Genomic DNA, 23842 nt, shown 5'->3' with positions numbered 1-23842 from the left:
CATTAGAGGCGTTCCGAGGGGTGCTCCGAAGGAGGAGCTGAGATACCGCAAGCTTGGGCTTAGCCAGAGATGGCGATCAGTCCGGGACCGCGGTGACCCTTTGAACCTGATCCGGGTCATGCCGGCGAAGGGACAGGGATGTATCAGACGTTACGACCGCGGGGGGATTCCCCCGTCTCGATTATCGGCGCAGGCATTGCCGGTGCCTGGCAAGCGCTGTTGTTCGCGCAGGCAGGGCACGCCGTCACTCTGCACGAGCGCAGTGACGCCGCGATGACGGATGCCACCAGCCACTGGGCCGGCGGCATGCTGGCGCCGTGGTGCGAGGCGGAAGCCTCCGAGCCCGTGATCTCCAGGCTCGGTATCCGTTCGCTGAGCCTGTGGCGCGAGCATTTTCCGCAAACTCCGTTCAACGGCTCGCTGGTGGTGGCGCATCCGCGCGACCGCGCCGATTTCGAGCGCTTTGCGCGCCTCACCACCGGCCACCGCAGGCTGGATGCCGAAGGCGTCAGCGACCTCGAGCCGTCGCTCGAGGGTCGCTTCCGTGATGCCCTGTTCTATCCCGACGAGGGCCATGTCGAGCCGCGCCGCGTGCTGCCGCAGCTCCACGCCGCGATCGCGAAGGCTGGCGGCAGCATCCAGTTCAACAGCGAAGCCACCACCGATGATCTCGACGGTCTCGTGATCGATTGCCGCGGCCTCGCCGCGCGTGACCGCGCGCCTTCCTTGCGCGGCGTCAAGGGCGAGATGATCGTGATCGAGACCGCGGAGGTCGAACTGTCGCGCCCGGTGCGGCTGATCCATCCGCGCTGGCCGCTCTACGTGATCCCGCGCGGCGATGGCCGCTTCATGCTGGGCGCGACCTCGATCGAGGCCGAGGATCGCGACGTCAGCGTGCGCTCGGCGCTGGAGCTATTGGGCGCCGCCTACGCCGTGCATCCCGCCTTTGCCGAGGCGCGGATCGTCGAATTCGGCTCGGGCCTGCGGCCCGCCTTCCCCGACAATCTGCCGAAGATTGCGATCGACAAGGAGCAGATCAGCGTCAACGGCCTCTACCGTCACGGCTTCCTGCTGGCGCCGGCACTGGCCGAGCTGACGCTGAGCTTTGTCGCGCGCGGCGAGATCGACAATGAGGTGATGCAATGCGCGTGATCGTCAACGGCGAACAGCGCGAGATCGCGGCTTCCAGCGTCGACGCGCTGCTCAGCGAGCTCGACTACGAAGGCACGCATTTCGCGATCGCCGTGAATTACGACGTGGTGCCGAAAAGCCGCTGGGCCGCGACCGCGCTGAACGCCGGCGACGAGATCGAGATCATCACGCCGCGGCAGGGAGGGTGATGGATGTCTAGCGCGCAATCTCTCCTCCCTCGGCTTACGGCACGGCCTCTGGAATACTGGATCCCCGCATGCGCGGGGATGACAGCTAGATTTGAGGAGACACCTCGGACATGGTGACCTTCTACGGCAAATCCTTCACCTCCCGCCTGCTGGTCGGCACGGCGCTCTATCCCTCGCCCGCGATCATGCAAAGCGCGATCCGCGCCTCGGGTGCTGCCATCGTCACGGTGTCGCTGCGGCGCGAGGCGGCCGGCGGCAAAACTGGCGACGCGTTCTGGTCGCTGATCCGCGAGCTCGGCGTCACCGTGCTGCCGAACACCGCGGGCTGCCGCAGCGTGAAGGAGGCGGTCACCACCGCAAAACTCGCGCGCGAATTGTTCGATACCTCCTGGATCAAGCTCGAGGTGATCGCCGACAACGACACGCTGCAGCCCGACGTCGTCGGCCTGGTCGAAGCCGCGACCATCCTGATCAAGGACGGCTTTGAAGTGTTCCCCTATTGCACCGAGGATCTCTCGGTCGCGACGCGGCTGGTCGACGCCGGCTGCAAGGTCGTGATGCCGTGGGCCGCTCCAATCGGCAGCGCAAAGGGCATCATCAACCGTGACGCGCTAAGACTGCTGCGCGACCGCTTGCCCGACATCACGCTGGTGGTCGACGCCGGCCTCGGCGCGCCGTCGCATGCGGCCGAAGCCCTCGAGCTCGGCTATGACGCCGTGCTGCTCAACACCGCGATCGCAAAGGCCACCGATCCGGTCGCGATGGCCAACGCCTTCCGCCTCGGCGTCGAGGCCGGCCGCACCGCTTACGAAGCCGGGCTGATGGACGCCCGCGACTTCGCCTCCCCGTCCACGCCTGTTGTTGGGACCCCGTTCTGGCATGCCGTATCCTGATCGTTTCTATCCTGTCGTCGACAGCCTCAAATGGGTCGAACGCCTGACCAAACTCGGCGTCGGCACCATCCAGCTGCGCGCCAAGGAGCTCGACGACGGCCAGGCGCTGCAGATCGTCAGCGACGCGCTGGCGATCACCAAGGGCACGGCGACGAAGCTCGTCGTCAATGATTACTGGCGCGCGGCGATCGTCGCGGGCGCCGAGCATCTGCATCTCGGCCAGGAAGATCTTGTCGATGCCGATCTCGCGGAGATCCGCAACGCGAAGCTGACGCTCGGCATCTCCACCCATGACGACGCTGAGCTTGCGACCGCGCTGGCCGCCAAGCCCGACTACATCGCGCTCGGTCCAATTTTTCCGACCACGCTGAAATCGATGCGCTTCGCGCCGCAGGGCATTCCGAAGATCACGGAATGGAAGAAGCGTATCGGCAGCATCCCGCTGGTCGCGATCGGCGGCATCAAGTTCGAGCAGTCAGCCGAGATTTTTGCCGCCGGCGCCGATTCGATCGCCGTCGTCAGCGATGTGACCCAGAACGCCGACCCCGATGCCCGGGTGCGGCAATGGCTCGGCCTGAATGTGGAGGCCGTGTGATGGCCCAAAAGCTCTTACCACTCACTCCGCTGTCATCGCCCGGCTTGACCGGGCGACCCAGCACGCCGCGGCCCGTCCATTCAACGGCACGGCCTCTGGAATACTGGATCCCCGCTTTCGCGGGGTTGACAGCGGTAATTGTCTCTCGCGCAGCGATGCAAACGAACTAAGATCAGGAGGATCCCATGAACATCCGCTCCAACCCCGACACCACGCTCCCCGCCGTCACCACCGGCCCACTGCCGTCTTCGCGAAAAATCTTCGCGACGCCAGACTCCGCGCCCGACATCCGGGTGCCCTTGCGCGAGATCGTCCTCTCCGAAGGCGCCGGCGAGCCGAACCTGCCGGTCTATGACACCTCGGGTCCCTACACCGATCCTGATGTCACCATCGACGTCAATGCCGGCCTGTCGCGCGATCGTCTGGCCTGGGTCAAGGAGCGCGGCGGCGTCGAGGAATATGAAGGGCGCGACATCAAGCCGGAGGATAACGGCAATGTCGGCGCCTCGCACGCGGCAAAGTCGTTCACCGCGCATCACACGCCGCTGCGCGGGCTCGACGGCCACAAGATCACCCAGCTTGAGTTTGCCCGCGCCGGGATCATCACCAAGGAGATGATCTACGTCGCCGAGCGCGAGAATCTCGGCCGCAAGACCCAGCTCGAGCGCGCCGAGGCAGCCCTTGCCGACGGCGAAAGCTTCGGCGCCGCGGTCCCCGCCTTCGTCACGCCGGAATTCGTCCGCAGCGAGATCGCCCGCGGCCGCGCCATCATCCCCTGCAACATCAACCATGCTGAGCTGGAGCCGATGATCATCGGCCGCAACTTCCTGACCAAGATTAACGCCAATATCGGCAACTCGGCGGTGACGTCGTCGGTCGAGGAGGAAGTCGACAAGATGGTGTGGGCGATCCGCTGGGGCGCCGACACCGTGATGGACCTCTCGACCGGCCGCAACATCCACACCACGCGGGAATGGATCTTGCGCAACTCGCCGGTGCCGATCGGCACGGTGCCGATCTATCAGGCGCTGGAGAAGTGCGAGGGCGATCCCGTCAAGCTGACCTGGGAGCTCTACAAGGACACGCTGATCGAGCAGTGCGAACAGGGCGTCGACTATTTCACGATCCACGCCGGCGTGCGCCTGCCCTACATCCACCTCACCGCCAACCGAGTCACCGGTATCGTGTCGCGCGGCGGCTCGATCATGGCGAAGTGGTGCCTGGCGCATCACAAGGAGAGCTTCCTCTACACCCATTTCGACGAGATCTGCGACCTCATGCGCAAGTATGACGTCTCGTTTTCGCTCGGCGACGGCCTGCGTCCCGGCTCGATCGCCGACGCCAACGACCGCGCGCAGTTCGCCGAACTGGAGACGCTTGGCGAACTCACGAAGATCGCATGGGAGAAGGGCTGCCAGGTCATGATCGAGGGCCCCGGCCACGTGCCGATGCACAAGATCAAGATCAACATGGACAAGCAGCTCAAGGAATGCGGCGAAGCCCCGTTCTACACGTTGGGCCCGCTGACCACCGACATCGCGCCGGGCTACGACCACATCACCTCAGGCATTGGTGCCGCCATGATCGGCTGGTTCGGCTGCGCCATGCTCTGCTACGTCACGCCGAAGGAGCATCTCGGCCTGCCTGATCGCAACGACGTCAAGGTCGGCGTCATCACCTACAAGATCGCCGCCCACGCCAGTGATCTCGCCAAGGGCCACCCCGCCGCGCAACTGCGCGACGACGCGCTGTCGCGCGCGCGCTTCGACTTCCGCTGGCAGGACCAGTTCAACCTCGGCCTCGACCCCGAGACCGCCAAGAACTTCCATGACGAGACCCTGCCGAAGGAAGCCCACAAGGTCGCGCATTTCTGCTCGATGTGCGGTCCAAAATTCTGCTCGATGAAGATCACCCAGGACGTGCGCGACTACGCGGCGACGCTGAACGACCCGACCAGCGTCGGCATGTCGATGTCAGGCACCATCGAGGACGGCATGGCGTCGATGAGCGCCAAGTTCAAGGAGATGGGCGAGAACCTGTATCTCGACGCGGACAAGGTGAAGGAGAGCAATCGGGTGTTGTGAGGACTCTTCGCCCTCTCCGCTCGTCATGCCCGGGCTTGACCCGGGTATCCATCAGAAAGTGAGAAGCCGGGTGAACACCCGGCTTTTTCATGGAGCATCGTTCCGCTGCTCAAATCGCACCTTTTGCATTTATCTAGAAAGCTCTGTAGGAACTACTTCTGGGTGTATGCGGGACAAAACTACGTGAAAATGAGACTGCCACGATCGGTTGCCTATGGGCTACCGCGCCTGCTTGCCAGCGGCACAATTACCATCAGTTTGCTTGGCGGCTGCACGTCTATTCCGAGCCACACCGAGGCAGCAATAGCACCCATTGAACCGAGAGCCGGTTATGCGTCGCTGAATATTGGGCGTCCGACCGGCGGCAATGTGAGTATCTTTCCACTTGCAATTCATGTCGACGGAAAGCTGGCAGCCTCCCTATCGCCGGGCCAATATACGAGTATCGAGATCGAACCCGGCAAACACACAATCGGCGTCCCCAACGAAGCCTGGAATCGAGCGATTGCCGGTACACCTCACGTCTCAGAATTCGTGACAGTGTCTGGGAAGACCTACTACGCCTTGCCAACGCAATGGTATGAGGACGCTGGCACCACAGTGTCCTTGGTTGGATCGGTAGCTGTCCCTCACAGAACCGCCGTTGGCCACAATAGCTTCGCGATACAGTCGGCCGGTCCGTCTCCGGAGTTCAGCCAATTGACATATGTGAAGTCGCCCTGATTGCTGATCCCGACGCCAGCAGGCAGCTCGGGTGAGTGATCGGTCCGCCGCAGCTCGGAGAGCGACGGCGGGAGCGACACCCAGGGTTCATATTTGCTACGCTCACGTGGGCTACCCCTCGCCCGCATTTCGCTTGGATCACAATGACTGACAATCTGACCGGCGTCTGGGACGGCACCTATGTTCAGCCGGGAGTTGGAATGGTCACGTTTCTAGCGACGCTCATCGAGTCCGGTGGCGCGCTCGGAGGAAACGTCACGGAACCCTGCATGACGCCCCGCTGCCCCTTGAGCACCCACAACGCGTCGATTGCGGGTCATCGCTCCGGCAGCGCGGTTTCGTTCGTCAAGCGTTACGAGCCGCCCGGCTACGGCTATGACACGGTCCACTACGAAGGCTCGGTCAATGCTGACGCGACGGAGATCGATGGACGCTGGAGGCTGCCAGGCAACGCGCTCTCGGGAACGTTTCTGATGGTCCGCTCGGGCAAGCCTGCACAATCGGTCGTAACCGAACAACAGGCCAAAGAGCCGACGCGTTAGCAAGCGTAGCCCGGATGAGCGCAGCCACATCCGGGTTAACGTGTGTCCCGCATATCGCTACGCTCATGGCGGCTACAAGCTACGCCGATGCTGCCGCTTGCACGCTAACACGCGCCCCGCCACCAAAATCGATCTCCTGATACCCGCCCGCCGCCACGCCATTGATGATCCCCAAAAACTTCGGTGTCCCGCCGTTGTAGACGAAGTACCGCACAGTCCCCTCCTCGTGCCCCGCCACGTTCGAGTTGTATCCCGTGAACCATGACTTGGCTTTGCGCATCAGCATGATCTCGTACATTTTTGCCACGTGCGCGGTCCAGCGCTGCTGCGCCTCGAGCGTGGCATCCGCGCGGGTCAGGCCGCGATCCCACATGTGTTGCAGCAAATTGGTGCACCAGTTGACGCCGTTCTCGATGCCGCGCGGGAAATTCGTCGAGGCGGAGGCGCTTTGCGGGCCGGTCGGCATCAGCAGGTTCGGAAAGCCATGGACGAGCATGCCGAGGAAGGTGGACGGCGCCTGCTTCCATTTGTCGGCGAGCTTCTCGCCATTGACGCCGCTGATGTCGATCAGATCGTAGGCGCCGGTGATGGCGTCGAAGCCGGTGGCGTAGACGATGATGTCGAACTCATAGTCGCGCTCGGTGGTGCGCAGGCCATTCTCGGTGACGCGAACCAGCGGCGTCTCGCTGAGATCGACGAGATGCACATTGTCGCGGTTATAGGCCTCGAAATATTTCGTTTCCAGCGGCAGGCGCTGCACGCCAAAGCCGTGATCCCTCGGGATCAGCTTTTCGGCGACCATGGGATCCCTGACGCGACGGCGGATGCGATCGGCGATATACTCCGACAATTCGGCATTGGCCGCTTCGTCCATGAAAATCTCGCGGAAATTCGCCAGCCAGATGCCGAAGCCCGGCTCATCGTAAAGCTTGTCCCACAGCGCCAGCCGTTCCTCGCGCGTGACCTCGTAGAAGCCACGCTTGTCCGGCCCGTGCACAAAACTGCCCGGCGTCAGCGCGCAGGCGGCGAATATCTCGTCATAGCGCGCGCGGATGTCGGCCATTTCCTCATCCGAAATCGGGCTGTTGTTAAGCGGCGCGCTCCAGTTCGGCCGGCGCTGGAACACGGTGAGGTCGCCGACCTTGTCAGCGATCTCGCCGATCACCTGAATGCCGGTGGCGCCGGTGCCGATCACGGCGACTTTCTTAGCCTTGAGGTCGACCGGCTCTTGCGGCCAGTAATAGGTATGGAACGAGCGGCCCTTGAAGTCATCGACGCCAGGCACGCGCGGCATCGTCGGCGCCGACAGCAGTCCGATTGCGAGCACCACGAAACGGCAGGTCAGCTCGCGGCCGTCGCTGGTCGTGAGATGCCAGAGATCGCGCGCCTCGTCGAAGCGCATCGCCTCGACCTTGCAGTTGAACTGCATGTGCTTGCGCAGATCGAACTTGTCGGCGACGTAATTGAGGTAGCGCAGATTCTCGGGCTGGCCGGAAAAGCGCTCCTTCCAGTGCCACTCGTCGAGCAGTTCGCGTGAGAACGAGAAGCCATAGGTGTAGCTCTCCGAATCGAAGCGGCAGCCGGGATAGCGGTTCCAGTACCAGGTGCCGCCGAGATTGGGCGCCCCTTCCAGCACGGTGGCGTCGATGCCGAGATCGGCCAGCCGCTTGATCTGGTAGATGCCCGCGACGCCGGCGCCGACGACGATCACCTCGTAATGGGTTTTGGCCTCGGTCATTTCCCGCTCCGGAATTCTTCTTGGCTCTGTTGGCTGGATTACAGACCGTTTTGCCTGATCAGGCAACCGCAGGATCGGCCATGCAACTTGCGTTGAGGCGCTGGGTGCGATAGTGCCGGGCGAGACGTGCATGATTTCGGAATAATGGAATAATACCGCTGAGTTGCCCGACGTGTCAAGTTGTCATGTTGAGCGCGGGCAGCCGTCGGCTACTTTGCATGGGGTTGTTTTCGATGTTTTGGCAGCCGGCGCGGTCAGGATGAGCGAAGCTCGCGTATGATGCCGCCGCCGATGCCTGACGCCATCTCCCACCGCCTCCCCGACCAGCTTCGCGCCGACCTGCGCCTCGTCTTTGTCGGCACCGCGGCCAGCACACGCTCGGCCGCAGTCGGGCACTATTACGCCCATCCCGGCAATCGCTTCTGGCGCGCGCTGCATGAGGCCGGGATTACGCCGCGGCGATATCAGCCAAGCGAGTTCGCCGCGCTGCTCGAACTCGGCATCGGCTTCACCGATCTCTCCAAGTCCGGCGCCGGGATGGATCACGAGATCGCGAGACAGTCGTTCGATGTCGCGGGCTTCCGGGCGAAGATCGAGACCTATCGGCCGAAGACCATCGCCTTCACCAGCAAGAAGGCGGCAAGCCTGTTCTATCACCGGCCGACGAGTGCGATCTCGTTCGGCAGGCAGCCACCGATGAGCGGCCTTCCCGATGTTTTCGTGCTATCGTCGCCCTCGGGCGCAGCGACCGGGAGTTGGACGTTGCAGCCGTGGCGCGAGTTGGGTGAGTGGATCAAGGCGGACTAGCGTAGCCCGGATGGAGCGAAGCGAAATCCGGGCTACGCTCTGCCGGATTGCCCGAGAGCTTGCACAACAGGACGTCCCTCCGATGCATAACTTCACTCCCCTCTCCGGACTGTTCGGCAGCGCGCTGATCGGGCTCGCGGCGGCAATGCTGATGCTGTTGACTGGGCGGCTTGCCGGCGTCAGCGGCATTCTGGGCGGGTTGCTGCAAGCCGGTCCCTCCGATCGCAACTGGCGGGTTGCTTTCGTGGCGGGGTTGATCGCGGCGCCCTTGATCGCAGCGCTATTCGGCGCGCCGCTGCCGCGGCCTGCGGTAACGTCAAGCCTGGCGGTGGTTGCGGGGGCGGGCCTCCTGGTCGGCTTCGGCACCCGGATCGGCAATGGCTGCACCTCCGGCCATGGCGTCTGCGGCTTCGCGCGGTTGTCGGCGCGCTCGATCGTGGCGACCATCATCTTCATGCTGACGGCGTTCGCGACGGTCGCGATCGTCAGGCACGGTTTGGGAGGCTGACAATGCCGGCTATTGTCGCCAGCCTCGTCTGCGGGTTGATCTTCGGCGAGGGCCTGCTGATCTCAGGCATGACCGATCCGCAGAAGGTGCTCGGCTTCCTCGATCTGTTCGGCGCCTGGGACGCGACGCTGGCCTTCGTGATGGGCGGCGCGGTCGCGGTCGCCGCATCAGGCTTTGCGATCGCGCGGCGCCGCACGGCGCCGGTGGTCTCCGCACGATTTCTCTGGCCGGAGCGCAGCGACATCGATGCGCCGCTGGTCGTGGGCGCCGTGCTGTTCGGCATCGGCTGGGGCCTGGTCGGCATCTGCCCCGGGCCGGCGCTGGTCAACCTCGCGGGGCTCAGCCTACCCATGGTCGTGTTCGTCGTCGCGATGATCCTGGGCATGATCGGCTACGAACTCTGGCGCCGCCGTACGGTTGCCGCAGACGCAATCGAAACTCAGGCCATTCCATCTCGCACCGACGGGTAACTCCATGACGTTGATAAAACACTTCCCGCCTCCGCCCGGCATCAAGTCGCCGCCGCTCTCGTTCGGCGCCCGCGTCGGAGATTTGCTGTTCATCTCGGGCATTCCCGGCTTCGATGCCAATGGCGCGCTGCCTGACAGCTTCGAGGCGCAGTTCGCCAATGTCGTCACCAATTTCAAGCGCGTGCTGGACGAGGCCGGCGCCACGATGCGCGATCTCGTCAAGGTCAACGTGCTGCTGACCCGCGCCGCCGACGTCGCCACGATGAACGCGCTCTATGCCGGCGCGTTCGGGCCGCCACCTTACCCTGCGCGCACCACCTGCGTGGTGCTGGCGCTGCCGAGCCCGCAGATGCTGATCGAGATCGAGGGCGTGGCGTCGGTGAGGGGGTGACGAGCTCTCCGTCATTCCGGGGCGCGCCGCTTGGCGCGAGCCCGGAATCCATCGGGCCGCGTGGCCCGTGGATGAATGGATTCTCGGATGCGCAATTGCGCATCATAACTCTCGCGGAGCCTGTCATCGGGCCGCGCATTCGCGCGGACCCGGTGGCGAGCCCCGGAATGACGAGCGGAAAGACCGTAGGACGAATTATTCCTTCAACGTGATCGCGAGCCCTGAGAGGTCGACATTGGCCATCAGGCCGAGTTGCTTGCCGGCCAATTCCAGGATCGCGCCGTTCTGGTTGGTCAGCACGATGCCGCGCACGCCGGCGCCGAACGCAACGCCGACGCCCGCCGCGCCATAGACGCCGGCGATGTCCTGGGCCCGGCGGATGTTCCGGACCTTGCCCTGCAACGTGGTCTGGGAGCCACCGAAGACGAGGCCATAATCCAGCCCGCCGGCCGTGAGCCCGTAGGTCTGGCCGTGAAAGGTCATGACGCCCTTGCCGATCGAGCCGCCGAAGATCCAGCCCGCCTTGAAGATGACGAGTGTCACGGCGCCCTCGTCGGCCAGGGCGGCGGACGATCCAGCGAGCAGCCCCAGCGCAAGCAGCACGGCGCGGGCGGCGGATGACAATCTCATGGAGGATACTCCGGACGATGCGAGAGGTGGATCGATTCGCGCCAATCTAGCCGATGGGCGGCACGGTTGAAATGACCGCCGGGGCATGCGGGGGCAGCGCGCCGATCAGCCTCCCGCACACCCCAATCACTGAGTTGCCCGACGGCGCAAGCCCCATCGTGAAACTCGGGCAAATCGCGCCGCGAGAATGCGGAAGTATGACTCGCAAGCGGAGCAACATACTCGCTGTCGTCCCGGGCTTGACCCGGGACCCATACGCCGCGGCCCGGAAAGGGCACAAGCGGAGTCGACTTCTCTTGCAGCCGAATTCGGTGGTTATGGGTCCCGGCTCCCGTGCGCAATTGCGCACCAGGCCGGGATGACATCGAATTTGCGGACCGCCTTGCGACATCCCTACCGCATCGTGATCGCCAACCCGCTCAAATCCGCATTCGCCATCAGCCCGACCTGATGCCCGGTCAGCTCAAGCACCGCGCCCTTCTGGTTGGTGAGCACGATCGCGCGGGCGCCGCGGCCGAGCGCGAGGCCGGCACCGGCGGCGCCGTAGACGCCGGCAATGTCGCTGGCGCGGTTGATGTTGCTGACGCGGCCGCGCAGCACGGTCTTCGAGCCGCCGAACACCAGGCCGTAGTCGAGGCCGCCGGTGGAGAGCGCATAAGAGCGGCCGCGGAACGTGAGCGTGCCGCTGCCGCCGGAGCCGCCGATGATCCATCCCGCCTTGTAGATCACGAGCGTCACGAAGCCACTGTCGGCGCGGGCGGCGGACGAGACGGCGAGGCCCGCGAAGGCCATGAGTGCTGCCAGCGCGACACGAAGGACGGATGCTCTCATTGGTGCGGTCTCCCCAAAATGTTTGTCACATCGCGACATCAAGCGAATCGCGCCTGGCGGACTGTAGCAAGCAAACAAGGCGGCGCAATTTGGGACAGCGGCGGCCCGCTCATCGCGAGCTTCTCCGCGCGTTCAGCATTGAACCTGACCCATTTGAACCTGACTCGCGGGTTCCAACACTCAAATCATGTCCGGGGCGACACGCCCCAGCGCTCTCAAAAGAGCTCCCAAATTGCCTTTGCGGAGCAAGATTTTTTCAAACCGGAGATTTCCCATGCCTCGTTTCTTGCGTCGTCTGCCGATTGCCTGTGCCGCCCTTGCCGTCTCTGCGTTTGCCGCAGCAGGCCCCGCGAGCGCCACGCCCTATCATCTGATCCGCTGGCAGGACACCGGCGTCTGCCAGATCTGGGACCAGAGCATCCCGACCGTGCCGTGGCCGTCGAACTATGCCGTCGTCAGCGAGGAACTGCCGACCTTCGAGGCCGCGTTTGCCTACAAGACTGGTCTCTTGAGCAACGGCACCTGCTCGTTCTGAGCGATCGCGTCGCTTGTGGTGGGTGGGCAGAGCGCAAGCGTGCCCGCCATCGCAAGCAGAATGTTGATGGTGGGCACGGCGCAAACGCGCCTTTGCCCACCCTACGCTATCTGCGTGCTGCACCCGATCATCCCTCAATGATGCCTGATCAGCGCGTCGCGCGCGGCGGCGAGTTCGTGGAACGCCGGCCCGTTGCCGCCACCGTCAGGATGTGCCGTTTTGGCAGCGTGCTTGAAGGCCTGATGGATTTCGGTCGTGGCCAGACGGCGGCCGAGCGGCAGGCCGAGCAATTGCCGATACTGATCCTCCTGCGTCGGCGCCTTCGGCGCCAGGCCGCGCCGGCCGAACAGCGGCATCGCGAGCATATGCAGCGCGTCGCCGATGATGCCGAGGCGGCGCAGCGCCATCATCCGGGTGCGGCGGTCGGCGGATGTCAACGCAGCCCGGCGCAGGATCGGCAGCACCTGTGCGGCCGCCTGCCGCAGCGTCTCGTCGAGATCGGTCGCCGCGATCTCCGCGACCATCCGGGCCATCTCGCGATAATCGGGGTCGGGCGTCGCGTAAAAACGCTCGATCGCGAGTTTCCATTGCCTGATCTGCGGGTGCATGTTCGAGTCCATAGGCATCATCCGAATTCGGATAACAGCAACGCGCAAACACCGCTTGGCGTTTCACTTGGTGCAGTTTTGAATAGTGTTGTCGACAACATCCCAAAATAGACGAGGAAACCCCATGCCGCTTCTCGACAATCACATCGCCGTCATCACCGGTGCAGGCTCCGGCATCGGGCGCGCGATCGCGGTGGGCTATGGACGCGAGGGCGCGCGCGTCGTGCTGCTCGACATGAACGGCGAGGCGGCTGCCGAGGCGGCAAAGGAAATCCGCGATGCCGGCGGCAAGGCGGAAAGTTTTACGCTCGACGTCACCGATCGCGACGCCTGTACCGCGATGGCGAAACAAGTCGCCGACAAGGTTGGAGCGGTCTCGATCCTGGTCAACAACGCCGGCATCGCCCGCCGCAACGGCATGCTTGGTACGGACGAGGCCGTGATCAAGGACTGGGAAGACATCATCGCGATCAATCTGACCGGCGTCTTCAACGTGACGCACGCGTTCCTCGCACCCTTGCGCCGGAACAAGGGACGCATCGTCAATATCGGCTCGATCCAGTCCTTTGTGCACCTGCGCACGCCGAGCTCGCCGGCCTATACCGCCTCCAAGCACGGCGTGCTCGGCTTCACCAAGGCGCTCGCCGCCGAACTCGGCAAGGACGGCGTACGCGTCAATGCGATCGGCCCCGGCTTCATCGAGACGCCGCTGAACGAGAAGGTGCGCGCCACCAATCCTGATCTGGTGAAGGTGTTCATGGACCACACGCCGCTCGGCCGCGCCGGCAAGCCGGAGGACATCGTTGGGCCCGCGATCTTCCTCGCCTCCGATCTCGCGGCCTATGTGTCGGGCACGATCCTGATGGTCGATGGCGGCTATCGGACATTGTGACGGATGGAACCGCAATCGTGGCGATTTCGGGGTATTTTCCTTACAACGCAGACGGTTAGGGGTGCGTTAAGACGTTGTTAACCAAACCGGCTCACCGTGAAATTACGGACTAGGGGTAGTTCATTCTCGATGTTTCCGCTTCATCGCTGAGGCGGGCGTTGATCGGGAGGTTGTTAATGTCATACGCGTCCACCCTGCTGTCGCCGGAAGCTCTGCTGCCGTCGCTGGCCCCAAATGAAATCGTGCCATTGCTCATTGGCGCCACCGTCGGCGAGGTCGAGCGCGAGCTCGTGCTGCAGACCTTGGCGCGCTGCGACGGCAACCGCACCCGCGCCGCACGCGTGCTGGGGCTGTCGGTCCGCACCCTGCGCAACAAGATCCGCGAATACTCCGCCGACGGCATCGAGGTGCCGCCGCACAGCGAGCGCGCGGCGGCGTAGCCGTTCAGATCGGCCGATCGATCGCAAGACGCATCGAATTATGACTGTTGATCGCTTGCGTCGGCGCCGGCCGGCGGAATTGAAGCCGTCGTCCAACCTCTGTTACAAGCGGCTCCACATCTCGACGGAGCATCGCAGTGGCTGACGACACAACTTCCCGCCGGGGGCCACAGGGCCGCCAGGGCGAGCCGGGCCGACCGGGTCCGCAGGGACATCCAGGACGGCCGGGGGCGGAAGGCGTGCGCGGCAAGCCGGGTCCGGTCGGCAAGGCCGGCCCGATCGGCAAGGCCGGGCCGCAGGGCAAGCCTGGCGCACAGGGCAAAGCAGGCCCGCAAGGCGCGCGCGGCGAGGCTGGTCCGCGAGGCGCCCCGGGACCGGCAGGCCCGCGCGGCGAAGCCGGACCGGCCGGAGCGCTGCCGTCGCTCGACCAGGTGATGCCGTGGCTGCACATGATCTTCGACGCTTACGAAGACTACAAGCGCAGCAAAGAGCGCGAAGCGATCGAGCAGGCCGAGCACGAGGCCGCCGAGCGCGCGGCGGCGGAAGCGATCGCCTATGACGACGTCGATGCCGGCGACTTCGGCGAGGATGATTCAGGCGAGGACGACGATCACAAGAAAAAGAAGAAGCACCGTCACAAGGACAAGAAGGACAAGAAGTAACGCACAACAAACGGCGTGCGGTTCGACTGGCGGATCATCTACGGATCGCGGCGCGGGTCGAGCTGGATCAACTGGAACACCCAGCGCATGGCGTAGTACCACGCAACGCCTGCGAATGCCCCGCAGATCGACAGGATGATGACGTTGGTGCGGTCGATCACCCCGCTCGACCACAGCATGCCGCAGGTCCACAGAACGGCGAATGCGATCGAACAGAGGGTGAGCGGGACGGCAGGCTTCATGGCGTTGCTCCGGGCCGGGGTGGACAGCGATGCTGCCCGGTGCCGCGCCGATGGTCCGTGAGCTGGATCACGAACCGACGCCAATCTCAGCCGAACCGCAGCCGCGAGCGCTCCTTGGCCTTTTCCGCCTCGATCTCGCGATCGCGCGCCGGCGAGGTGGTCTGCAACGAGATCAGCAGCCTTCTCGCCGTCTCGGACACCTCGGTCACGGCCTGGTTGAACGCGGCCTCGTTGGCCTGCGACGGCTTGTTAAAGCCGGACAGTTTGCGCACGAACTGCAGCGCCGAAGCCTGGATCTCGTCCTCGGTGGCAGGCGGCTCGAAGTTGAACAGCGTCTTGATGTTGCGACACATGGTGGTCTCCTTGTCCGGCGATGGGGCTATTCTCTCAAGGACGATCGGCTGCTGCAAAATACGACATCGTGGTCTATTCTGGCAGCTACATCGTCTACGGCGGAGAGGTTCCAATGAGCCACGTGATCTACAAGGTCGTCCAGCACGACGGCGGCTGGGCCTATACCGTCAGCGGCGTGTTTTCGGAACCGTTTCCGACCCATGCCGCCGCACTTGCCGCCGCGCGACGCGTCGCTGCCGAGCAGCGCGTGCCCGGGCGCACCGAGGCGATCGAGTACGAGACATCAGACGGGAAATGGCACACCGAAACCGCGGCCGGCAATGACCGCCCGGAGACGGAAGTCGAGGACGGCCGCTAGTCAGAACGGAACCTGCACGCCAAGCCGATCGAAGAACGCTCGCCCCCGGTCCGTGATGCGCAGCGCACGCGGAATGCGGTGCGGCGCAACACAGCGCGTCTGGAGCAGCCGCGCCAGCACGGCGTTGGCAAATGGACCGGCGAGATGCGGGACGCGCTCGGTCCAGTCGTTGCAAGCCCGCAGATGCGGCTGACGCGCCGGATCGAAATCGATCTCCTCGGCCCGGCACCACGCCAACCCCTGCTCGGTCACGCGGCCGGTGCGGCCGTCGACCACAACGAGCCGGCGGCGGATCAGCGCATTGGAGAGCAGCACGCCGAGCTGACCCGCCAGATGATGGTAGCAGGTGCGTGACTGCCTGAGCTGCTCGGCCGGCATCACACGCTTGCGCGCGGCGCCCGCTCTGGCTGCAAGGTCGACCAGGCTCTCGATCAGCGCCGCGACGTCGTCGTCTCTGATCCGGTAATACCTGAACCTGCCCTGCGCCCAGACCGACAGCACGCGCGCATCGACCAGCTTCTGCAGATGCGCGCTGGCGCTCTGCGGCGAGATGCCGGCGACTGAGGCAAGCTCGCCGGCGGGCAACGCCTTGCCGTCGGCCAGCGCGCTGACCATCGCCTCGCGCGCCGGATCGCCCAGCGCCTCGGCGATCCGCGAGAATCCCGTCTGCACGGACTGACCGGATGATCCCACCGCTTCGTCCTCCAAATCGATCGGAACAGTCCTACCTGCAATCCGGAGGCTTCGAAACTCATTTCAGATTTTCCTGAAACATCGCAGCCGCCCTATCCGCTCTGATCGGCACAGGTCAACGGAGAGAAAGAGAACAGCCATGACAACAGACAGGAACGATGCGGAACGCATCTACAGGCTCTGGGACGAGGCCCTCGGCAACAAGGATCTCGAGGCGGCGCTGGCGCTCTATGCGTCCGAGGCCTCGATCGAAAGCCCGCTGGTTCAGCACCTGATGCAGACGCGCGACGGCATCGTCCGCGGCACGGATGCGCTGCGCGAGTTCATAACACGGGTATTCCGCACCAATCCGCCGCAGCGCAAACGCTTCAAGCAAGGATTCTTCAGCGACGGCCGTGTCATCACCTGGGAATACCCGCGCCAGTCGCCTGAGGGCGATCAGATGGACCTGGTCGAAATCATGGAGATCGAGGACGGCCTGATCCGGCGCCACCGCGTCTATTGGGGATGGTATGCCCTCAATGTGTTGAGGGAGGGCTAGCTCGACAATTCCACCTCAGCCCTGCGCGCGACGGTCGCCGTCATGATAGCCTTGCGCCCGAGCGGCTGGACAAACGCGCCGTGCCCGGGGAGAAACACGATGATCCGTTTGTGCGCCGCGCTTGCAGTCGCTCTCGTCTCGATACCGGTCACGGCAATGGCTGCAGATTATCCCGCGCCGCAGGACGGCGAGTGGATCGCGAAGGACTTCAAGTTCCACACCGGCGAGATCATGCCGGAGCTGCGGCTGCACTACACCACGGTCGGCGCGCCGACCGGACAGCCGGTGCTGGTGCTGCACGGCTCCAGCGGCACGGCCGCCAGCATGCTGACGCCGAGCTTCGCCGGCGAATTGTTCGGGCCCGGCCAACCACTCGACGCAACAAAATACTACATCATCATCCCCGACGGCATCGGACGCGGCAAATCCTCGAAGCCGTCGGATGTGATGCGAACGAGTTTTCCGAAATACGACTATGACGACATGGTCGATGCCCAGTACCGGCTGGTCACCGAGGGGCTCGGCGTCAAGCATCTGCGGCTCGTGATCGGCAACTCGATGGGCGGCATGCACACCTGGATCTGGGGCGTGCGCTACCCGTCGATGATGGACGTGCTGGTGCCGATGGCGTCGCAGCCGACCGCGATGGCGTCACGCAACTGGATCTTGCGCCGGACGATGCTGGAGACGATCCGCAACGATCCCGACTACAACAACGGCAACTACACGAGCCAGCCGCGGATGATGAAATACGCCCTCGCGGCCTATGGCTTCGCCAGCGCCGGCGGCACGCTCGGCTACCAGGCGCTGGCGCCATCAGCGGCGCAGGCCGACAAGATGGTCGACGAGCAACTGGCGCTGCCGTTCACGTCAGATGCCAACGACACCATCTATCAATGGGAGGCCTCGCACGATTACGATCCATCGGCCGGAATGGAGAAGATCGAGGCCGTGCTGCTCGCGATCAATGCGGCCGACGATGAACGCAACCCTCCGGAGACCGGCGTCACCGTGGCAGCGGTGAAGCGGATCAAGAACGGCACGATCTATCTCATCCCCGCCAGCACCGAGACCCGCGGCCATTCCACCACCGGCGACGCAAAATTCTACGCCAAACAATTGCAGGAGCTGCTGCAGACTGCACCGCAGCGAACGATGTAGGCTGAACCCGGGGATCAGCACCGTGTCACAAAGCCGCTTCCGCAAGATTGCGCTCGACCTGCCCGACGCGGTCGAGGGTGCGCATCAGGGCCACGCCGACTTCCGCGTCGGCAAGCGCATTTTCGCGACGCTTGGCTATCCCGACGACGCCTGGGGCATGGTCAAGCTGACGCCGGAGCAGCAGGCGATCGTGGTCGCGGCGGAGCCGGATATCTTCCGGCCGGTGCCGGGCGGTTGGGGCAAGGGCGGCAGCACCAATGTCCGGCTTGCGAAAGCCGACCCGACCACGTTGCGCAGCGCGCTGACGATGGCGTGGGACAATCTCGCGGCGAAGCCGGCCATGAAACCGCGCGCCGCGAAGCGCGCCTGATTTTCGCAGCGCATCAAACGGCGCGGCGCCGCCTCGCTCATTCTTTGAGCATGCATCCCGTGCGCGGTTCGTGCCTAATTGCGCGCAACAAATGGATTCGCCGATGCGTCGTTCGCCGCGCATGGGCAGCCGGGACGTTACGTGGAGGATCCGGATGCGAAGGTTCACGCATATCGCCCTGCTTGCGTGGCTCTCGACGTTGGCGGGCGCAGCGCTCGCGTTCGACAACGGTCAGTACGACAACGTGCCATCAGACATTCGCGCCTGGTTCAAGAGCGTGATGGCGCCGAACGGCGTGCCCTGCTGTGACATCTCCGACGGCCATCGCACCAGTTACGATGTCCGCGACGGCGCCTATTGGGTGCCGATCGAAGGCGAGTGGATGATGGTGCCCGAACGTGCGGTGATCCGCGATCGCGGCAATCCGGTCGGCGAAGCTGTCGTGTGGTATGTGCATCATCGCGGCGGCATCATCATCAGCTGTTTTGTCCCCGCGGACGCTGTCTAGCCCTCTGCGTGGCACACGCCACGGAGCCGTGTTAGGTCCGCTGATGATGTCCGCCAAACCTGACGAGCGTATCCGTGCCGTCCTGCGCTGGACCCTCGCTGTGATCTACGCCGCGGCCGGCGTTGCGCATCTCTGGGTGCCCAACAAGCTGCTTGCCATTACGCCATCCTGGGTGCCCTTCGCCCCGCTGGTGATTTTCATCACCGGGATTTGCGAGCTCGCCGGCGCTGCGGCGCTGGTGACGCAGCCGTTGCGCTGGTGGGCCGGCATCGCGCTCGCGGCCTATGCGATCTGCGTCTGGCCGGCGAATATCAAGCACGCGATCGACGGCATCGCGTTGCCCTACATCAGCAACAGCTGGTTATACCACGGGCCGCGGCTGGCATTTCAGCCGGTGCTGGTCTGGTGGGCGCTCTATTCCGCCGGGGTGATCGACTGGCCGTGGCGGAAGCTCAGATAGGCCATCCTGCAGGAACTCCAGAGCAGCAGCTCTGACGCAACACGAATAGCCTCGCGCCCTTTTGAGGCGGCGCCCCCCTGTTAAGATTACTTCTTAACCAATAATTAAGTATGGGTTTGCGGGCGCGACGGGACGCGGCTTAGCGTCCGCACAATCCTTCGTAACCGAAGAGTTGGTGCGTGCCATGGCGTATCGAATATCTGCGGCGCTTGTTGCGTCGCTCGGCGTTGCAGCGCTGATGTCTGCGTCCTCGACCGAGACTTTCGCGAGATCGGGAGCAGCGCCGCGCGGCGCGTTCACGTCCCCACATCCAGCCTTCCGGCATCACGGGCGCGTGCCCGGCACCTTCTGGCCGGTCGCAGGCGGATATGGATACTATGACGGTCCGTCCGGCGAACCCCTCACCGAGGTTGCGGCGCCGGTCTCGAACGACGTCCGTTACACCACCACCTATGACGTTCCCTGGGACTGGGCGCATCGGTATCCGCCAGCAGTGGTGCCGTCCGATCGTCCCTATGTGTCGAGCTGCCCCACGGAGAGCGTGGTCGTCCCCGGACGCGGCGGAGATCGGACCGTCAACATCACCCGCTGCTACTGACGGCCGGATCGCAAGACGCCCCGCCAAAAACCAAGAGGCCGCCCGGATGGACGGCCTCTCGCAATTTGGGAGATAGTCTCCGATCCTGGCGAAGCCGGTCAGGACTCCTCGCCCTTCAGATGGCCGACGTGCTTCTGGGTGTAGAGTTCAAGGCCGATACGCTTGATCAGGTCGAGCTGGGTCTCGAGGAAATCGATGTGGTCCTCCTCGTCCTTCATCAGCTGCTCGAACAGGTCGCGGCTGACATAGTCCTTGACGCCGTGGCAGTAGGTCGCCCCCTCCTGGTACAGCGTTCGTGCGCCGATCTCGGCGGCGAGGTCACACTCGATGATCTCCTTGACGTCCTGGCCGATCTTCAGGGGATCAAGAACCTGCAGGTTCGGGAAGCCGTCCAGGAACAGGATGCGATCGACGAACTTGTCGGCGTGCTCCATCTCCTCGATGGATTCCTTGCGCCAGACCTTGGCCATCTCGATCAGGCCCCAATTTTTCAGCATCCGGTAGTGCAGCCAGTACTGGTTGATGGCGGTCAGTTCGCTGCGCAGCCCCTTGTTGAGATAATCGATGACCTTCGGGTCGCCCTGCATGATCCACTCCACCTGTCGCGGCCAAAATCGGCCGGAGTCTAATTTAGAATGCTTCTAAATCAGATTACCAGCAAGAGCAACCCTCCGCGGAAGCGGCGCGTGGATAAAGAAAACAGGGGATTTGCAGGGGACTCAGTAGGCCGCGAGCGCAAACTCGGCTGCCGGCTCGTCTTCGTTGGCAGCGTGGGAAAAGCCGTGCGGGCAGCCAGTGCAGCAAGCCTTGGCGCAGGGGCCAAGCGCCTCGTCGATGATGGCCTTGATGGTGCGCGCGCAGCGGCCGCATTCGGCACTGCAGCCGAGACAGCCATAGACCTGCTTGGCATTGCGCGTCGGCGCGCCGCCGGCCGTCACGGCGGCGCGGACATCGTGGTCGCTGAGGACGTTGCAGGAACAGACAATCATCGGAGAAAGGCAGGTCCATTGTGATGCTACAAATGATCTATTGAACGGCTCGATCGGATGCAAAAGGAAAACACGCTTTTTGAAGCAATTCCAAACTGATGCGGGATTCATATTGGAACGAGTCTAAAACTTGTCCCGCGACCGGCATTGTTCGCGGGCACTGCCGGGCGATTGGTCTCAGTCGCCACTTCCGCCGCCGCCTCCATCGCCACCACCACCGCCGCAGTCGCCACCGCCTGAATCGCCGCTGATGCTGTCACCGCTGCAGCTCGCAGAGCTGCCTGAGCTGTCGCCTCCGAGCCAGCCGAGGTTCCAGGCATCACCGCTGGAATCGCTGGTCGAACTGCTTGCGCCATCGCCGGCGGCGCTGCTCCGCCCGGCAACACGGCTCGCTTTCGCGCTGATCAGGACAAAGACGACCAGCGAGGTGCCGGCGACCGCGATCATGAACGTCGCCATTCCACTCATCACCCCCGTCTCCACCTGTGCGGCATCAGTAGCCCCGTTCTCTATTTGTGCACCGCAAGAACAACTCTAAACTATGGCCATTCGTCGCCAAATGCGGCGACCTCGTTCATTGAACATTCAAGCGAAATATGGAAGTTTGGCCACTAGACCGCTTTGCAAGCTGTCGCAGCTCCCGGGAAAGGGTGAGGTCATGAAGAAGACATTGCTGGCGCTTTGCGCCGTCGCCACTCTGGCGGTTTCGGCTGTGGCGGTGCCCGCCCCCGCCCACGCACAACGTGGTGTCGCCGCCGGCGTCGCTGCAGGATTGATCGGCGGCGCCATCGTCGGCGGCGCGATCGCATCGCAGAACGGATATTACGGCCCAGGCTACGGTTACGGCCCTGGCTACGGCTACGCGCCCGGACCGGCCTATGTCGCCGATCCAGGCTACGGCCCGGGTCCCGACTGCTACTTGCAACGTCAGCGCTTCTGGGACGGTTACGGCTGGCGCGTTCGCAGAGTCAGGGTTTGCGATTAACCGCTAATCCTCGTTCATCTCGATTAAATCGAACCAGATGTCCCGGAAAACCGACTGTTTTCCGGGACATCCGCTGTTGATGGCCCGAAAAAACCGCTTTTTACGTCATCATCGGACGGACGTTTACTTTCAATTGACTGTTATGCGCTGTTTAGCGAGACAGCAGTTCGAAACCAGCGTGCGAGTTACCTCAAACCCGGCGCCGGCCCACGGCGCCACCTCAGGAGTGCCCAAGACATGAAGAAGACCCTGGCTGCCTTCGTCGCTGTCGCTGCGATTGCCGCTTCGTCGCTCACCCCAACGCCGGCCAGCGCCCAGCGTGGCGTTGGCGTGGGCATCGCAGCCGGCCTGATTGGCGGTGCGATCGTTGGTGGCGCCATTGCCTCCAGCCGCCCGGCCTATGGTGGTCCGGTGTATGTGGAAGAAGCGCCCCCGCCCTGCCGTTGGGTCCGCGAGCGCTTCTGGGATGGCTACAACTGGCGCTTCCGCCGCGTCGAAGTCTGCGAGTAAGCCGACCGCGTCGCGCCTCTCGCGCGCATTGCCTTCAAACCCGGCCGCCTGCGGCCGGGTTTTTGTTTGAGGGTCGCGGTGTTGCTTTCCTAACGCGCCGCGCTCATCGAACGCAGCACCGCATCGCTCGGCCAGCAATCGACCTTCAGGCTCGCAGCCTTCTGATAGGCACCAAGCGCAGCGCGGGTCTGCATCCCGGCCTTGCCGTCGAGCTTGTCCTTGTAGAGACCGATCCGCGTCAGATGCCGCTGCATCGCCTCAACATCGGCGGACCGCAGTTGCATCGACGCCGACCAGGGCGTTGTGAACGGCAGCGGGCTTGTCATGCGATCGGCGAGATGACCGACGAACAGCACATAGAGATCAGAGAAATTGTATTCCTTGATCACGAAGTAGTTCTGCGTGGTCAGGAACGCGGGGCCGTAGATCCCCTCCGGCTGCAGCAGCGACGCCTGCTGCGCCTGCTCGGCGGCGCTGAGCCTCTGCCCGCGCACCGGGACGAAGCCTGCGCGCAACCACTCGCCGATCGGCTTGGTCACCTCGGGAACGCCCATCGTGCAGTCTACATTGGCCGGCGCCTTGACCTCGTAGGCCCAGCGCAGGCCGGGCTGCCAGCCCTTGTTGACGAGCTGCTGCGCGGCGGAGGCGAGCGCGTCCGGCACCGAGTGCCAGATGTCGACGCGGCCATCGCCGTCGAGATCGACGCCATGCTTGTAATATTCCGATGGCAGGAACTGGGTGTAGCCGGTTGCGCCGGCCCATGACGAGCGCAACTCCTTGCGCGTCACCACGCCCTCGCCGAGGATCTTCAGCGCGAGGATGAACTCGGTGCGAAACTGATCCTTGCGGCGGCCGACATAGGCCTGCGTCGCCACCACGCGCAACGTGTCGTAGGGCAACGCATAGCGGCCATAGTCGGTCTCGCGGCCCCAGATCGCCAGCACGATCGTGGCCGGCACGCCGAAGCGCTTCTCGATCGCATCGAGCGCCGGGCGATATTTCTTCAGGAGCCTCTCGCCCTCCTCCGCAAGCCGTGCGATCGAGGCTTCCTTGATGTAATCGGCCGGCACCTGCACGAACTCGGCCTGCGTCGATGCGCCGGTCTTCGGACGCCCAGGCAGGATCAGATCGGGCAACTTGTAGTCGGGTTCGAGGGAGCGCGTCTCGCGATCGAAGGTCTCGCGCGACACCCCGGCGGCCTGTGCCTCGGGCCAAAGCGAGGCGATGAACTGGGTGAAGGCCGCGTCGGCGGCGCGGGCCGGCGCCACCATCGGCCAGAGCGTGAGCAGAAGCCCGAAGGCGAGCGCGCGGAGAAATGCCAAATCCAATAGCCTGTTCACGCAGCGGTCCAATGGGGCGCCATCTCGTGGACCCCGTCTTGCTC

34 protein-coding genes and 1 riboswitch are annotated in these 23842 nt (G+C 64.1%); of the genes, 23 read left to right on the top strand and 11 right to left on the bottom strand.

The window, feature by feature from the left end; translation table 11 throughout:
- Positions 1-6 precede the first annotated feature (6 nt).
- A riboswitch (TPP riboswitch) is annotated at positions 7-151 on the top strand.
- The 6 genes from UP10_RS09295 to UP10_RS09270 all read left to right on the top strand — a co-directional run bounded on the left by UP10_RS09295 (position 139) and on the right by UP10_RS09270 (position 6177).
- Positions 139-1152: an FAD-dependent oxidoreductase gene (locus tag UP10_RS09295; protein ID WP_044587026.1), complete on the top strand. Its 1014-nt coding sequence runs from the start codon at positions 139-141 to the stop codon at positions 1150-1152. It overlaps the preceding riboswitch by 13 nt.
- Positions 1143-1340, top strand: coding sequence for a sulfur carrier protein ThiS (thiS, locus tag UP10_RS09290; protein WP_044587025.1), 198 nt, complete (start codon positions 1143-1145; stop codon positions 1338-1340). The genes UP10_RS09295 and thiS overlap by 10 nt, the downstream gene beginning before the upstream one ends.
- A gap of 110 nt (positions 1341-1450) precedes the next feature.
- On the top strand, positions 1451-2233 hold the full coding sequence (locus UP10_RS09285; RefSeq protein ID WP_044587024.1) for a thiazole synthase: 783 nt from the start codon (positions 1451-1453) through the stop codon (positions 2231-2233).
- A complete protein-coding gene (locus UP10_RS09280; RefSeq protein ID WP_044587023.1) occupies positions 2220-2828 on the top strand; it encodes a thiamine phosphate synthase in 609 nt (202 codons plus the stop codon). Before UP10_RS09285 ends, UP10_RS09280 begins: the two co-directional genes overlap by 14 nt.
- Before the next feature lie 185 nt (positions 2829-3013).
- Positions 3014-4912, top strand: a complete 1899-nt coding sequence (thiC, locus tag UP10_RS09275) for a phosphomethylpyrimidine synthase ThiC (protein WP_044587022.1) — start codon at positions 3014-3016, stop codon at positions 4910-4912.
- Positions 4913-5778: 866 nt separating this feature from the next.
- Positions 5779-6177 (top strand): lipocalin/fatty acid-binding family protein, encoded by a 399-nt coding sequence (locus UP10_RS09270; protein WP_044587021.1) that lies wholly within the window; start codon positions 5779-5781, stop codon positions 6175-6177.
- A gap of 79 nt (positions 6178-6256) precedes the next feature.
- On the opposite strand, the gene UP10_RS09265 is transcribed toward UP10_RS09270, so the two are convergent.
- Positions 6257-7915: a flavin-containing monooxygenase gene (locus UP10_RS09265; protein ID WP_044587020.1), complete on the bottom strand. Its 1659-nt coding sequence runs from the start codon at positions 7913-7915 to the stop codon at positions 6257-6259.
- A 291-nt stretch (positions 7916-8206) separates the two neighbouring features.
- Here UP10_RS09265 and UP10_RS09260 point away from each other — a divergent pair, with 291 nt between their 5' ends.
- From UP10_RS09260 to UP10_RS09245, 4 genes are all read left to right on the top strand, one after another.
- The gene (locus UP10_RS09260; RefSeq protein ID WP_044587223.1) at positions 8207-8722 is read left to right on the top strand and encodes a mismatch-specific DNA-glycosylase; all 516 of its coding nucleotides are present in this window, start codon (positions 8207-8209) and stop codon (positions 8720-8722) included.
- Between the two features lie 82 nt (positions 8723-8804).
- A complete protein-coding gene (locus tag UP10_RS09255; protein ID WP_044587019.1) occupies positions 8805-9230 on the top strand; it encodes a YeeE/YedE family protein in 426 nt (141 codons plus the stop codon).
- A gap of 2 nt (positions 9231-9232) precedes the next feature.
- A complete protein-coding gene (locus tag UP10_RS09250; RefSeq protein WP_044587018.1) occupies positions 9233-9700 on the top strand; it encodes a YeeE/YedE family protein in 468 nt (155 codons plus the stop codon).
- Between the two features lie 4 nt (positions 9701-9704).
- Positions 9705-10091, top strand: a complete 387-nt coding sequence (locus tag UP10_RS09245; RefSeq protein WP_044587017.1) for a RidA family protein — start codon at positions 9705-9707, stop codon at positions 10089-10091.
- Positions 10092-10286: 195 nt separating this feature from the next.
- Here the strand turns inward: UP10_RS09245 and UP10_RS09240 are convergent, their stop codons facing one another.
- Positions 10287-10721, bottom strand: a complete 435-nt coding sequence (locus UP10_RS09240; protein WP_044587016.1) for a hypothetical protein — start codon at positions 10719-10721, stop codon at positions 10287-10289.
- Positions 10722-11114: 393 nt separating this feature from the next.
- A complete protein-coding gene (locus UP10_RS09230; RefSeq protein ID WP_044587014.1) occupies positions 11115-11552 on the bottom strand; it encodes a hypothetical protein in 438 nt (145 codons plus the stop codon).
- 286 nt (positions 11553-11838) lie between these two features.
- On the opposite strand from UP10_RS09230, the gene UP10_RS09225 reads away from it, so the two are divergent.
- The gene (locus UP10_RS09225) at positions 11839-12087 is read left to right on the top strand and encodes a hypothetical protein (protein WP_044587222.1); all 249 of its coding nucleotides are present in this window, start codon (positions 11839-11841) and stop codon (positions 12085-12087) included.
- Between the two features lie 134 nt (positions 12088-12221).
- Here the strand turns inward: UP10_RS09225 and UP10_RS09220 are convergent, their stop codons facing one another.
- Complete coding sequence (locus UP10_RS09220; protein WP_245321695.1) at positions 12222-12707, bottom strand: hypothetical protein; 486 nt, start codon at positions 12705-12707, stop codon at positions 12222-12224.
- 112 nt (positions 12708-12819) lie between these two features.
- On the opposite strand from UP10_RS09220, the gene UP10_RS09215 reads away from it, so the two are divergent.
- The 3 genes from UP10_RS09215 (at position 12820) to UP10_RS09205 (ending at position 14689) form a co-directional block, all read left to right on the top strand.
- On the top strand, positions 12820-13587 hold the full coding sequence (locus UP10_RS09215) for an SDR family NAD(P)-dependent oxidoreductase (protein WP_044587013.1): 768 nt from the start codon (positions 12820-12822) through the stop codon (positions 13585-13587).
- Between the two features lie 176 nt (positions 13588-13763).
- Positions 13764-14027 carry a helix-turn-helix domain-containing protein gene (locus UP10_RS09210; protein WP_044587012.1) on the top strand — a complete coding sequence of 88 codons (264 nt, stop codon included), beginning with the start codon at positions 13764-13766 and terminating at the stop codon, positions 14025-14027.
- 137 nt (positions 14028-14164) lie between these two features.
- The gene (locus UP10_RS09205) at positions 14165-14689 is read left to right on the top strand and encodes a collagen-like protein (RefSeq protein WP_156179723.1); all 525 of its coding nucleotides are present in this window, start codon (positions 14165-14167) and stop codon (positions 14687-14689) included.
- Between the two features lie 38 nt (positions 14690-14727).
- Here UP10_RS09205 and UP10_RS09200 read toward each other — a convergent pair whose 3' ends face one another.
- Positions 14728-14931 carry a hypothetical protein gene (locus UP10_RS09200; RefSeq protein WP_044587010.1) on the bottom strand — a complete coding sequence of 68 codons (204 nt, stop codon included), beginning with the start codon at positions 14929-14931 and terminating at the stop codon, positions 14728-14730.
- A gap of 86 nt (positions 14932-15017) precedes the next feature.
- A complete protein-coding gene (locus UP10_RS09195; RefSeq protein WP_044587009.1) occupies positions 15018-15284 on the bottom strand; it encodes a DUF2277 domain-containing protein in 267 nt (88 codons plus the stop codon).
- 113 nt (positions 15285-15397) lie between these two features.
- On the opposite strand from UP10_RS09195, the gene UP10_RS09190 reads away from it, so the two are divergent.
- Positions 15398-15643, top strand: a complete 246-nt coding sequence (locus tag UP10_RS09190; protein WP_044535985.1) for a DUF2188 domain-containing protein — start codon at positions 15398-15400, stop codon at positions 15641-15643.
- Here the strand turns inward: UP10_RS09190 and UP10_RS09185 are convergent, their stop codons facing one another.
- Positions 15644-16336 (bottom strand): ArsR/SmtB family transcription factor, encoded by a 693-nt coding sequence (locus UP10_RS09185; RefSeq protein ID WP_156179722.1) that lies wholly within the window; start codon positions 16334-16336, stop codon positions 15644-15646. It lies immediately after the preceding gene.
- A gap of 139 nt (positions 16337-16475) precedes the next feature.
- Here UP10_RS09185 and UP10_RS09180 point away from each other — a divergent pair, with 139 nt between their 5' ends.
- From UP10_RS09180 to UP10_RS09155, 6 genes are all read left to right on the top strand, one after another.
- A complete protein-coding gene (locus tag UP10_RS09180) occupies positions 16476-16877 on the top strand; it encodes a nuclear transport factor 2 family protein (protein WP_063775368.1) in 402 nt (133 codons plus the stop codon).
- A 99-nt stretch (positions 16878-16976) separates the two neighbouring features.
- Positions 16977-18038, top strand: coding sequence for an alpha/beta fold hydrolase (locus tag UP10_RS09175; RefSeq protein WP_044587007.1), 1062 nt, complete (start codon positions 16977-16979; stop codon positions 18036-18038).
- Positions 18039-18060: 22 nt separating this feature from the next.
- Positions 18061-18408, top strand: a complete 348-nt coding sequence (locus tag UP10_RS09170; protein WP_082077026.1) for an MmcQ/YjbR family DNA-binding protein — start codon at positions 18061-18063, stop codon at positions 18406-18408.
- Positions 18409-18562: 154 nt separating this feature from the next.
- Complete coding sequence (locus UP10_RS09165; RefSeq protein ID WP_044535981.1) at positions 18563-18916, top strand: hypothetical protein; 354 nt, start codon at positions 18563-18565, stop codon at positions 18914-18916.
- Between the two features lie 43 nt (positions 18917-18959).
- Positions 18960-19376, top strand: coding sequence for a DoxX family protein (locus UP10_RS09160; RefSeq protein ID WP_044587005.1), 417 nt, complete (start codon positions 18960-18962; stop codon positions 19374-19376).
- Between the two features lie 184 nt (positions 19377-19560).
- Positions 19561-19974 carry a hypothetical protein gene (locus tag UP10_RS09155; protein WP_044587004.1) on the top strand — a complete coding sequence of 138 codons (414 nt, stop codon included), beginning with the start codon at positions 19561-19563 and terminating at the stop codon, positions 19972-19974.
- 98 nt (positions 19975-20072) lie between these two features.
- Here UP10_RS09155 and bfr read toward each other — a convergent pair whose 3' ends face one another.
- The 3 genes from bfr to UP10_RS44020 all read right to left on the bottom strand — a co-directional run bounded on the left by bfr (position 20073) and on the right by UP10_RS44020 (position 21431).
- Positions 20073-20561: a bacterioferritin gene (bfr, locus tag UP10_RS09150; protein WP_044536180.1), complete on the bottom strand. Its 489-nt coding sequence runs from the start codon at positions 20559-20561 to the stop codon at positions 20073-20075.
- A gap of 132 nt (positions 20562-20693) precedes the next feature.
- A complete protein-coding gene (locus UP10_RS09145) occupies positions 20694-20963 on the bottom strand; it encodes a (2Fe-2S)-binding protein (protein ID WP_044535978.1) in 270 nt (89 codons plus the stop codon).
- 177 nt (positions 20964-21140) lie between these two features.
- Positions 21141-21431 (bottom strand): hypothetical protein, encoded by a 291-nt coding sequence (locus UP10_RS44020; RefSeq protein WP_044587003.1) that lies wholly within the window; start codon positions 21429-21431, stop codon positions 21141-21143.
- Positions 21432-21621: 190 nt separating this feature from the next.
- On the opposite strand from UP10_RS44020, the gene UP10_RS09135 reads away from it, so the two are divergent.
- Both UP10_RS09135 and UP10_RS09130 read left to right on the top strand, forming a co-directional pair.
- The gene (locus tag UP10_RS09135) at positions 21622-21948 is read left to right on the top strand and encodes a hypothetical protein (protein WP_044536178.1); all 327 of its coding nucleotides are present in this window, start codon (positions 21622-21624) and stop codon (positions 21946-21948) included.
- A 237-nt stretch (positions 21949-22185) separates the two neighbouring features.
- Complete coding sequence (locus tag UP10_RS09130) at positions 22186-22458, top strand: hypothetical protein (RefSeq protein WP_044535977.1); 273 nt, start codon at positions 22186-22188, stop codon at positions 22456-22458.
- An 89-nt stretch (positions 22459-22547) separates the two neighbouring features.
- Here UP10_RS09130 and UP10_RS09125 read toward each other — a convergent pair whose 3' ends face one another.
- Positions 22548-23729: a lytic murein transglycosylase gene (locus tag UP10_RS09125; RefSeq protein ID WP_044587219.1), complete on the bottom strand. Its 1182-nt coding sequence runs from the start codon at positions 23727-23729 to the stop codon at positions 22548-22550.
- Positions 23730-23842: the final 113 nt, after the last annotated feature.

Origin of the sequence: Bradyrhizobium sp. LTSPM299, assembly GCF_000938235.1 — a bacterium.
Classification (GTDB): domain Bacteria; phylum Pseudomonadota; class Alphaproteobacteria; order Rhizobiales; family Xanthobacteraceae; genus Bradyrhizobium.
Note: the sequence above shows the minus strand (reverse complement) of the source record. Positions and strands in the feature narration are given on the sequence as shown.

What these genes read in the sequence shown, in the direction of transcription:
- UP10_RS09260 (WP_044587223.1), top strand. Translation starts at nt 8,207, where the DNA reads ATGCCTGACGCCATCTCCCACCGCCTCCCCGACCAGCTTCGCGCCGAC.
- bfr (WP_044536180.1), bottom strand. Translation starts at nt 20,561, where the DNA reads ATGCAGGGCGACCCGAAGGTCATCGATTATCTCAACAAGGGGCTGCGC.
- UP10_RS09230 (WP_044587014.1), bottom strand. Translation starts at nt 11,552, where the DNA reads ATGAGAGCATCCGTCCTTCGTGTCGCGCTGGCAGCACTCATGGCCTTC.
- UP10_RS09250 (WP_044587018.1), top strand. Translation starts at nt 9,233, where the DNA reads ATGCCGGCTATTGTCGCCAGCCTCGTCTGCGGGTTGATCTTCGGCGAG.
- UP10_RS09175 (WP_044587007.1), top strand. Translation starts at nt 16,977, where the DNA reads ATGATCCGTTTGTGCGCCGCGCTTGCAGTCGCTCTCGTCTCGATACCG.
- UP10_RS09240 (WP_044587016.1), bottom strand. Translation starts at nt 10,721, where the DNA reads ATGAGATTGTCATCCGCCGCCCGCGCCGTGCTGCTTGCGCTGGGGCTG.
- UP10_RS09155 (WP_044587004.1), top strand. Translation starts at nt 19,561, where the DNA reads ATGGCGTATCGAATATCTGCGGCGCTTGTTGCGTCGCTCGGCGTTGCA.
- UP10_RS09265 (WP_044587020.1), bottom strand. Translation starts at nt 7,915, where the DNA reads ATGACCGAGGCCAAAACCCATTACGAGGTGATCGTCGTCGGCGCCGGC.
- UP10_RS44020 (WP_044587003.1), bottom strand. Translation starts at nt 21,431, where the DNA reads ATGAGTGGAATGGCGACGTTCATGATCGCGGTCGCCGGCACCTCGCTG.
- UP10_RS09245 (WP_044587017.1), top strand. Translation starts at nt 9,705, where the DNA reads ATGACGTTGATAAAACACTTCCCGCCTCCGCCCGGCATCAAGTCGCCG.
- UP10_RS09210 (WP_044587012.1), top strand. Translation starts at nt 13,764, where the DNA reads ATGTCATACGCGTCCACCCTGCTGTCGCCGGAAGCTCTGCTGCCGTCG.
- UP10_RS09255 (WP_044587019.1), top strand. Translation starts at nt 8,805, where the DNA reads ATGCATAACTTCACTCCCCTCTCCGGACTGTTCGGCAGCGCGCTGATC.
- thiC (WP_044587022.1), top strand. Translation starts at nt 3,014, where the DNA reads ATGAACATCCGCTCCAACCCCGACACCACGCTCCCCGCCGTCACCACC.
- UP10_RS09165 (WP_044535981.1), top strand. Translation starts at nt 18,563, where the DNA reads ATGCGAAGGTTCACGCATATCGCCCTGCTTGCGTGGCTCTCGACGTTG.
- UP10_RS09190 (WP_044535985.1), top strand. Translation starts at nt 15,398, where the DNA reads ATGAGCCACGTGATCTACAAGGTCGTCCAGCACGACGGCGGCTGGGCC.
- UP10_RS09130 (WP_044535977.1), top strand. Translation starts at nt 22,186, where the DNA reads ATGAAGAAGACCCTGGCTGCCTTCGTCGCTGTCGCTGCGATTGCCGCT.
- UP10_RS09295 (WP_044587026.1), top strand. Translation starts at nt 139, where the DNA reads ATGTATCAGACGTTACGACCGCGGGGGGATTCCCCCGTCTCGATTATC.
- UP10_RS09145 (WP_044535978.1), bottom strand. Translation starts at nt 20,963, where the DNA reads ATGATTGTCTGTTCCTGCAACGTCCTCAGCGACCACGATGTCCGCGCC.
- thiS (WP_044587025.1), top strand. Translation starts at nt 1,143, where the DNA reads ATGCGCGTGATCGTCAACGGCGAACAGCGCGAGATCGCGGCTTCCAGC.
- UP10_RS09195 (WP_044587009.1), bottom strand. Translation starts at nt 15,284, where the DNA reads ATGTGTCGCAACATCAAGACGCTGTTCAACTTCGAGCCGCCTGCCACC.
- UP10_RS09280 (WP_044587023.1), top strand. Translation starts at nt 2,220, where the DNA reads ATGCCGTATCCTGATCGTTTCTATCCTGTCGTCGACAGCCTCAAATGG.
- UP10_RS09220 (WP_245321695.1), bottom strand. Translation starts at nt 12,707, where the DNA reads ATGGACTCGAACATGCACCCGCAGATCAGGCAATGGAAACTCGCGATC.
- UP10_RS09125 (WP_044587219.1), bottom strand. Translation starts at nt 23,729, where the DNA reads ATGGTGGCGCCGGCCCGCGCCGCCGACGCGGCCTTCACCCAGTTCATC.
- UP10_RS09215 (WP_044587013.1), top strand. Translation starts at nt 12,820, where the DNA reads ATGCCGCTTCTCGACAATCACATCGCCGTCATCACCGGTGCAGGCTCC.
- UP10_RS09270 (WP_044587021.1), top strand. Translation starts at nt 5,779, where the DNA reads ATGACTGACAATCTGACCGGCGTCTGGGACGGCACCTATGTTCAGCCG.
- UP10_RS09135 (WP_044536178.1), top strand. Translation starts at nt 21,622, where the DNA reads ATGAAGAAGACATTGCTGGCGCTTTGCGCCGTCGCCACTCTGGCGGTT.
- UP10_RS09200 (WP_044587010.1), bottom strand. Translation starts at nt 14,931, where the DNA reads ATGAAGCCTGCCGTCCCGCTCACCCTCTGTTCGATCGCATTCGCCGTT.
- UP10_RS09285 (WP_044587024.1), top strand. Translation starts at nt 1,451, where the DNA reads ATGGTGACCTTCTACGGCAAATCCTTCACCTCCCGCCTGCTGGTCGGC.
- UP10_RS09160 (WP_044587005.1), top strand. Translation starts at nt 18,960, where the DNA reads ATGATGTCCGCCAAACCTGACGAGCGTATCCGTGCCGTCCTGCGCTGG.
- UP10_RS09180 (WP_063775368.1), top strand. Translation starts at nt 16,476, where the DNA reads ATGACAACAGACAGGAACGATGCGGAACGCATCTACAGGCTCTGGGAC.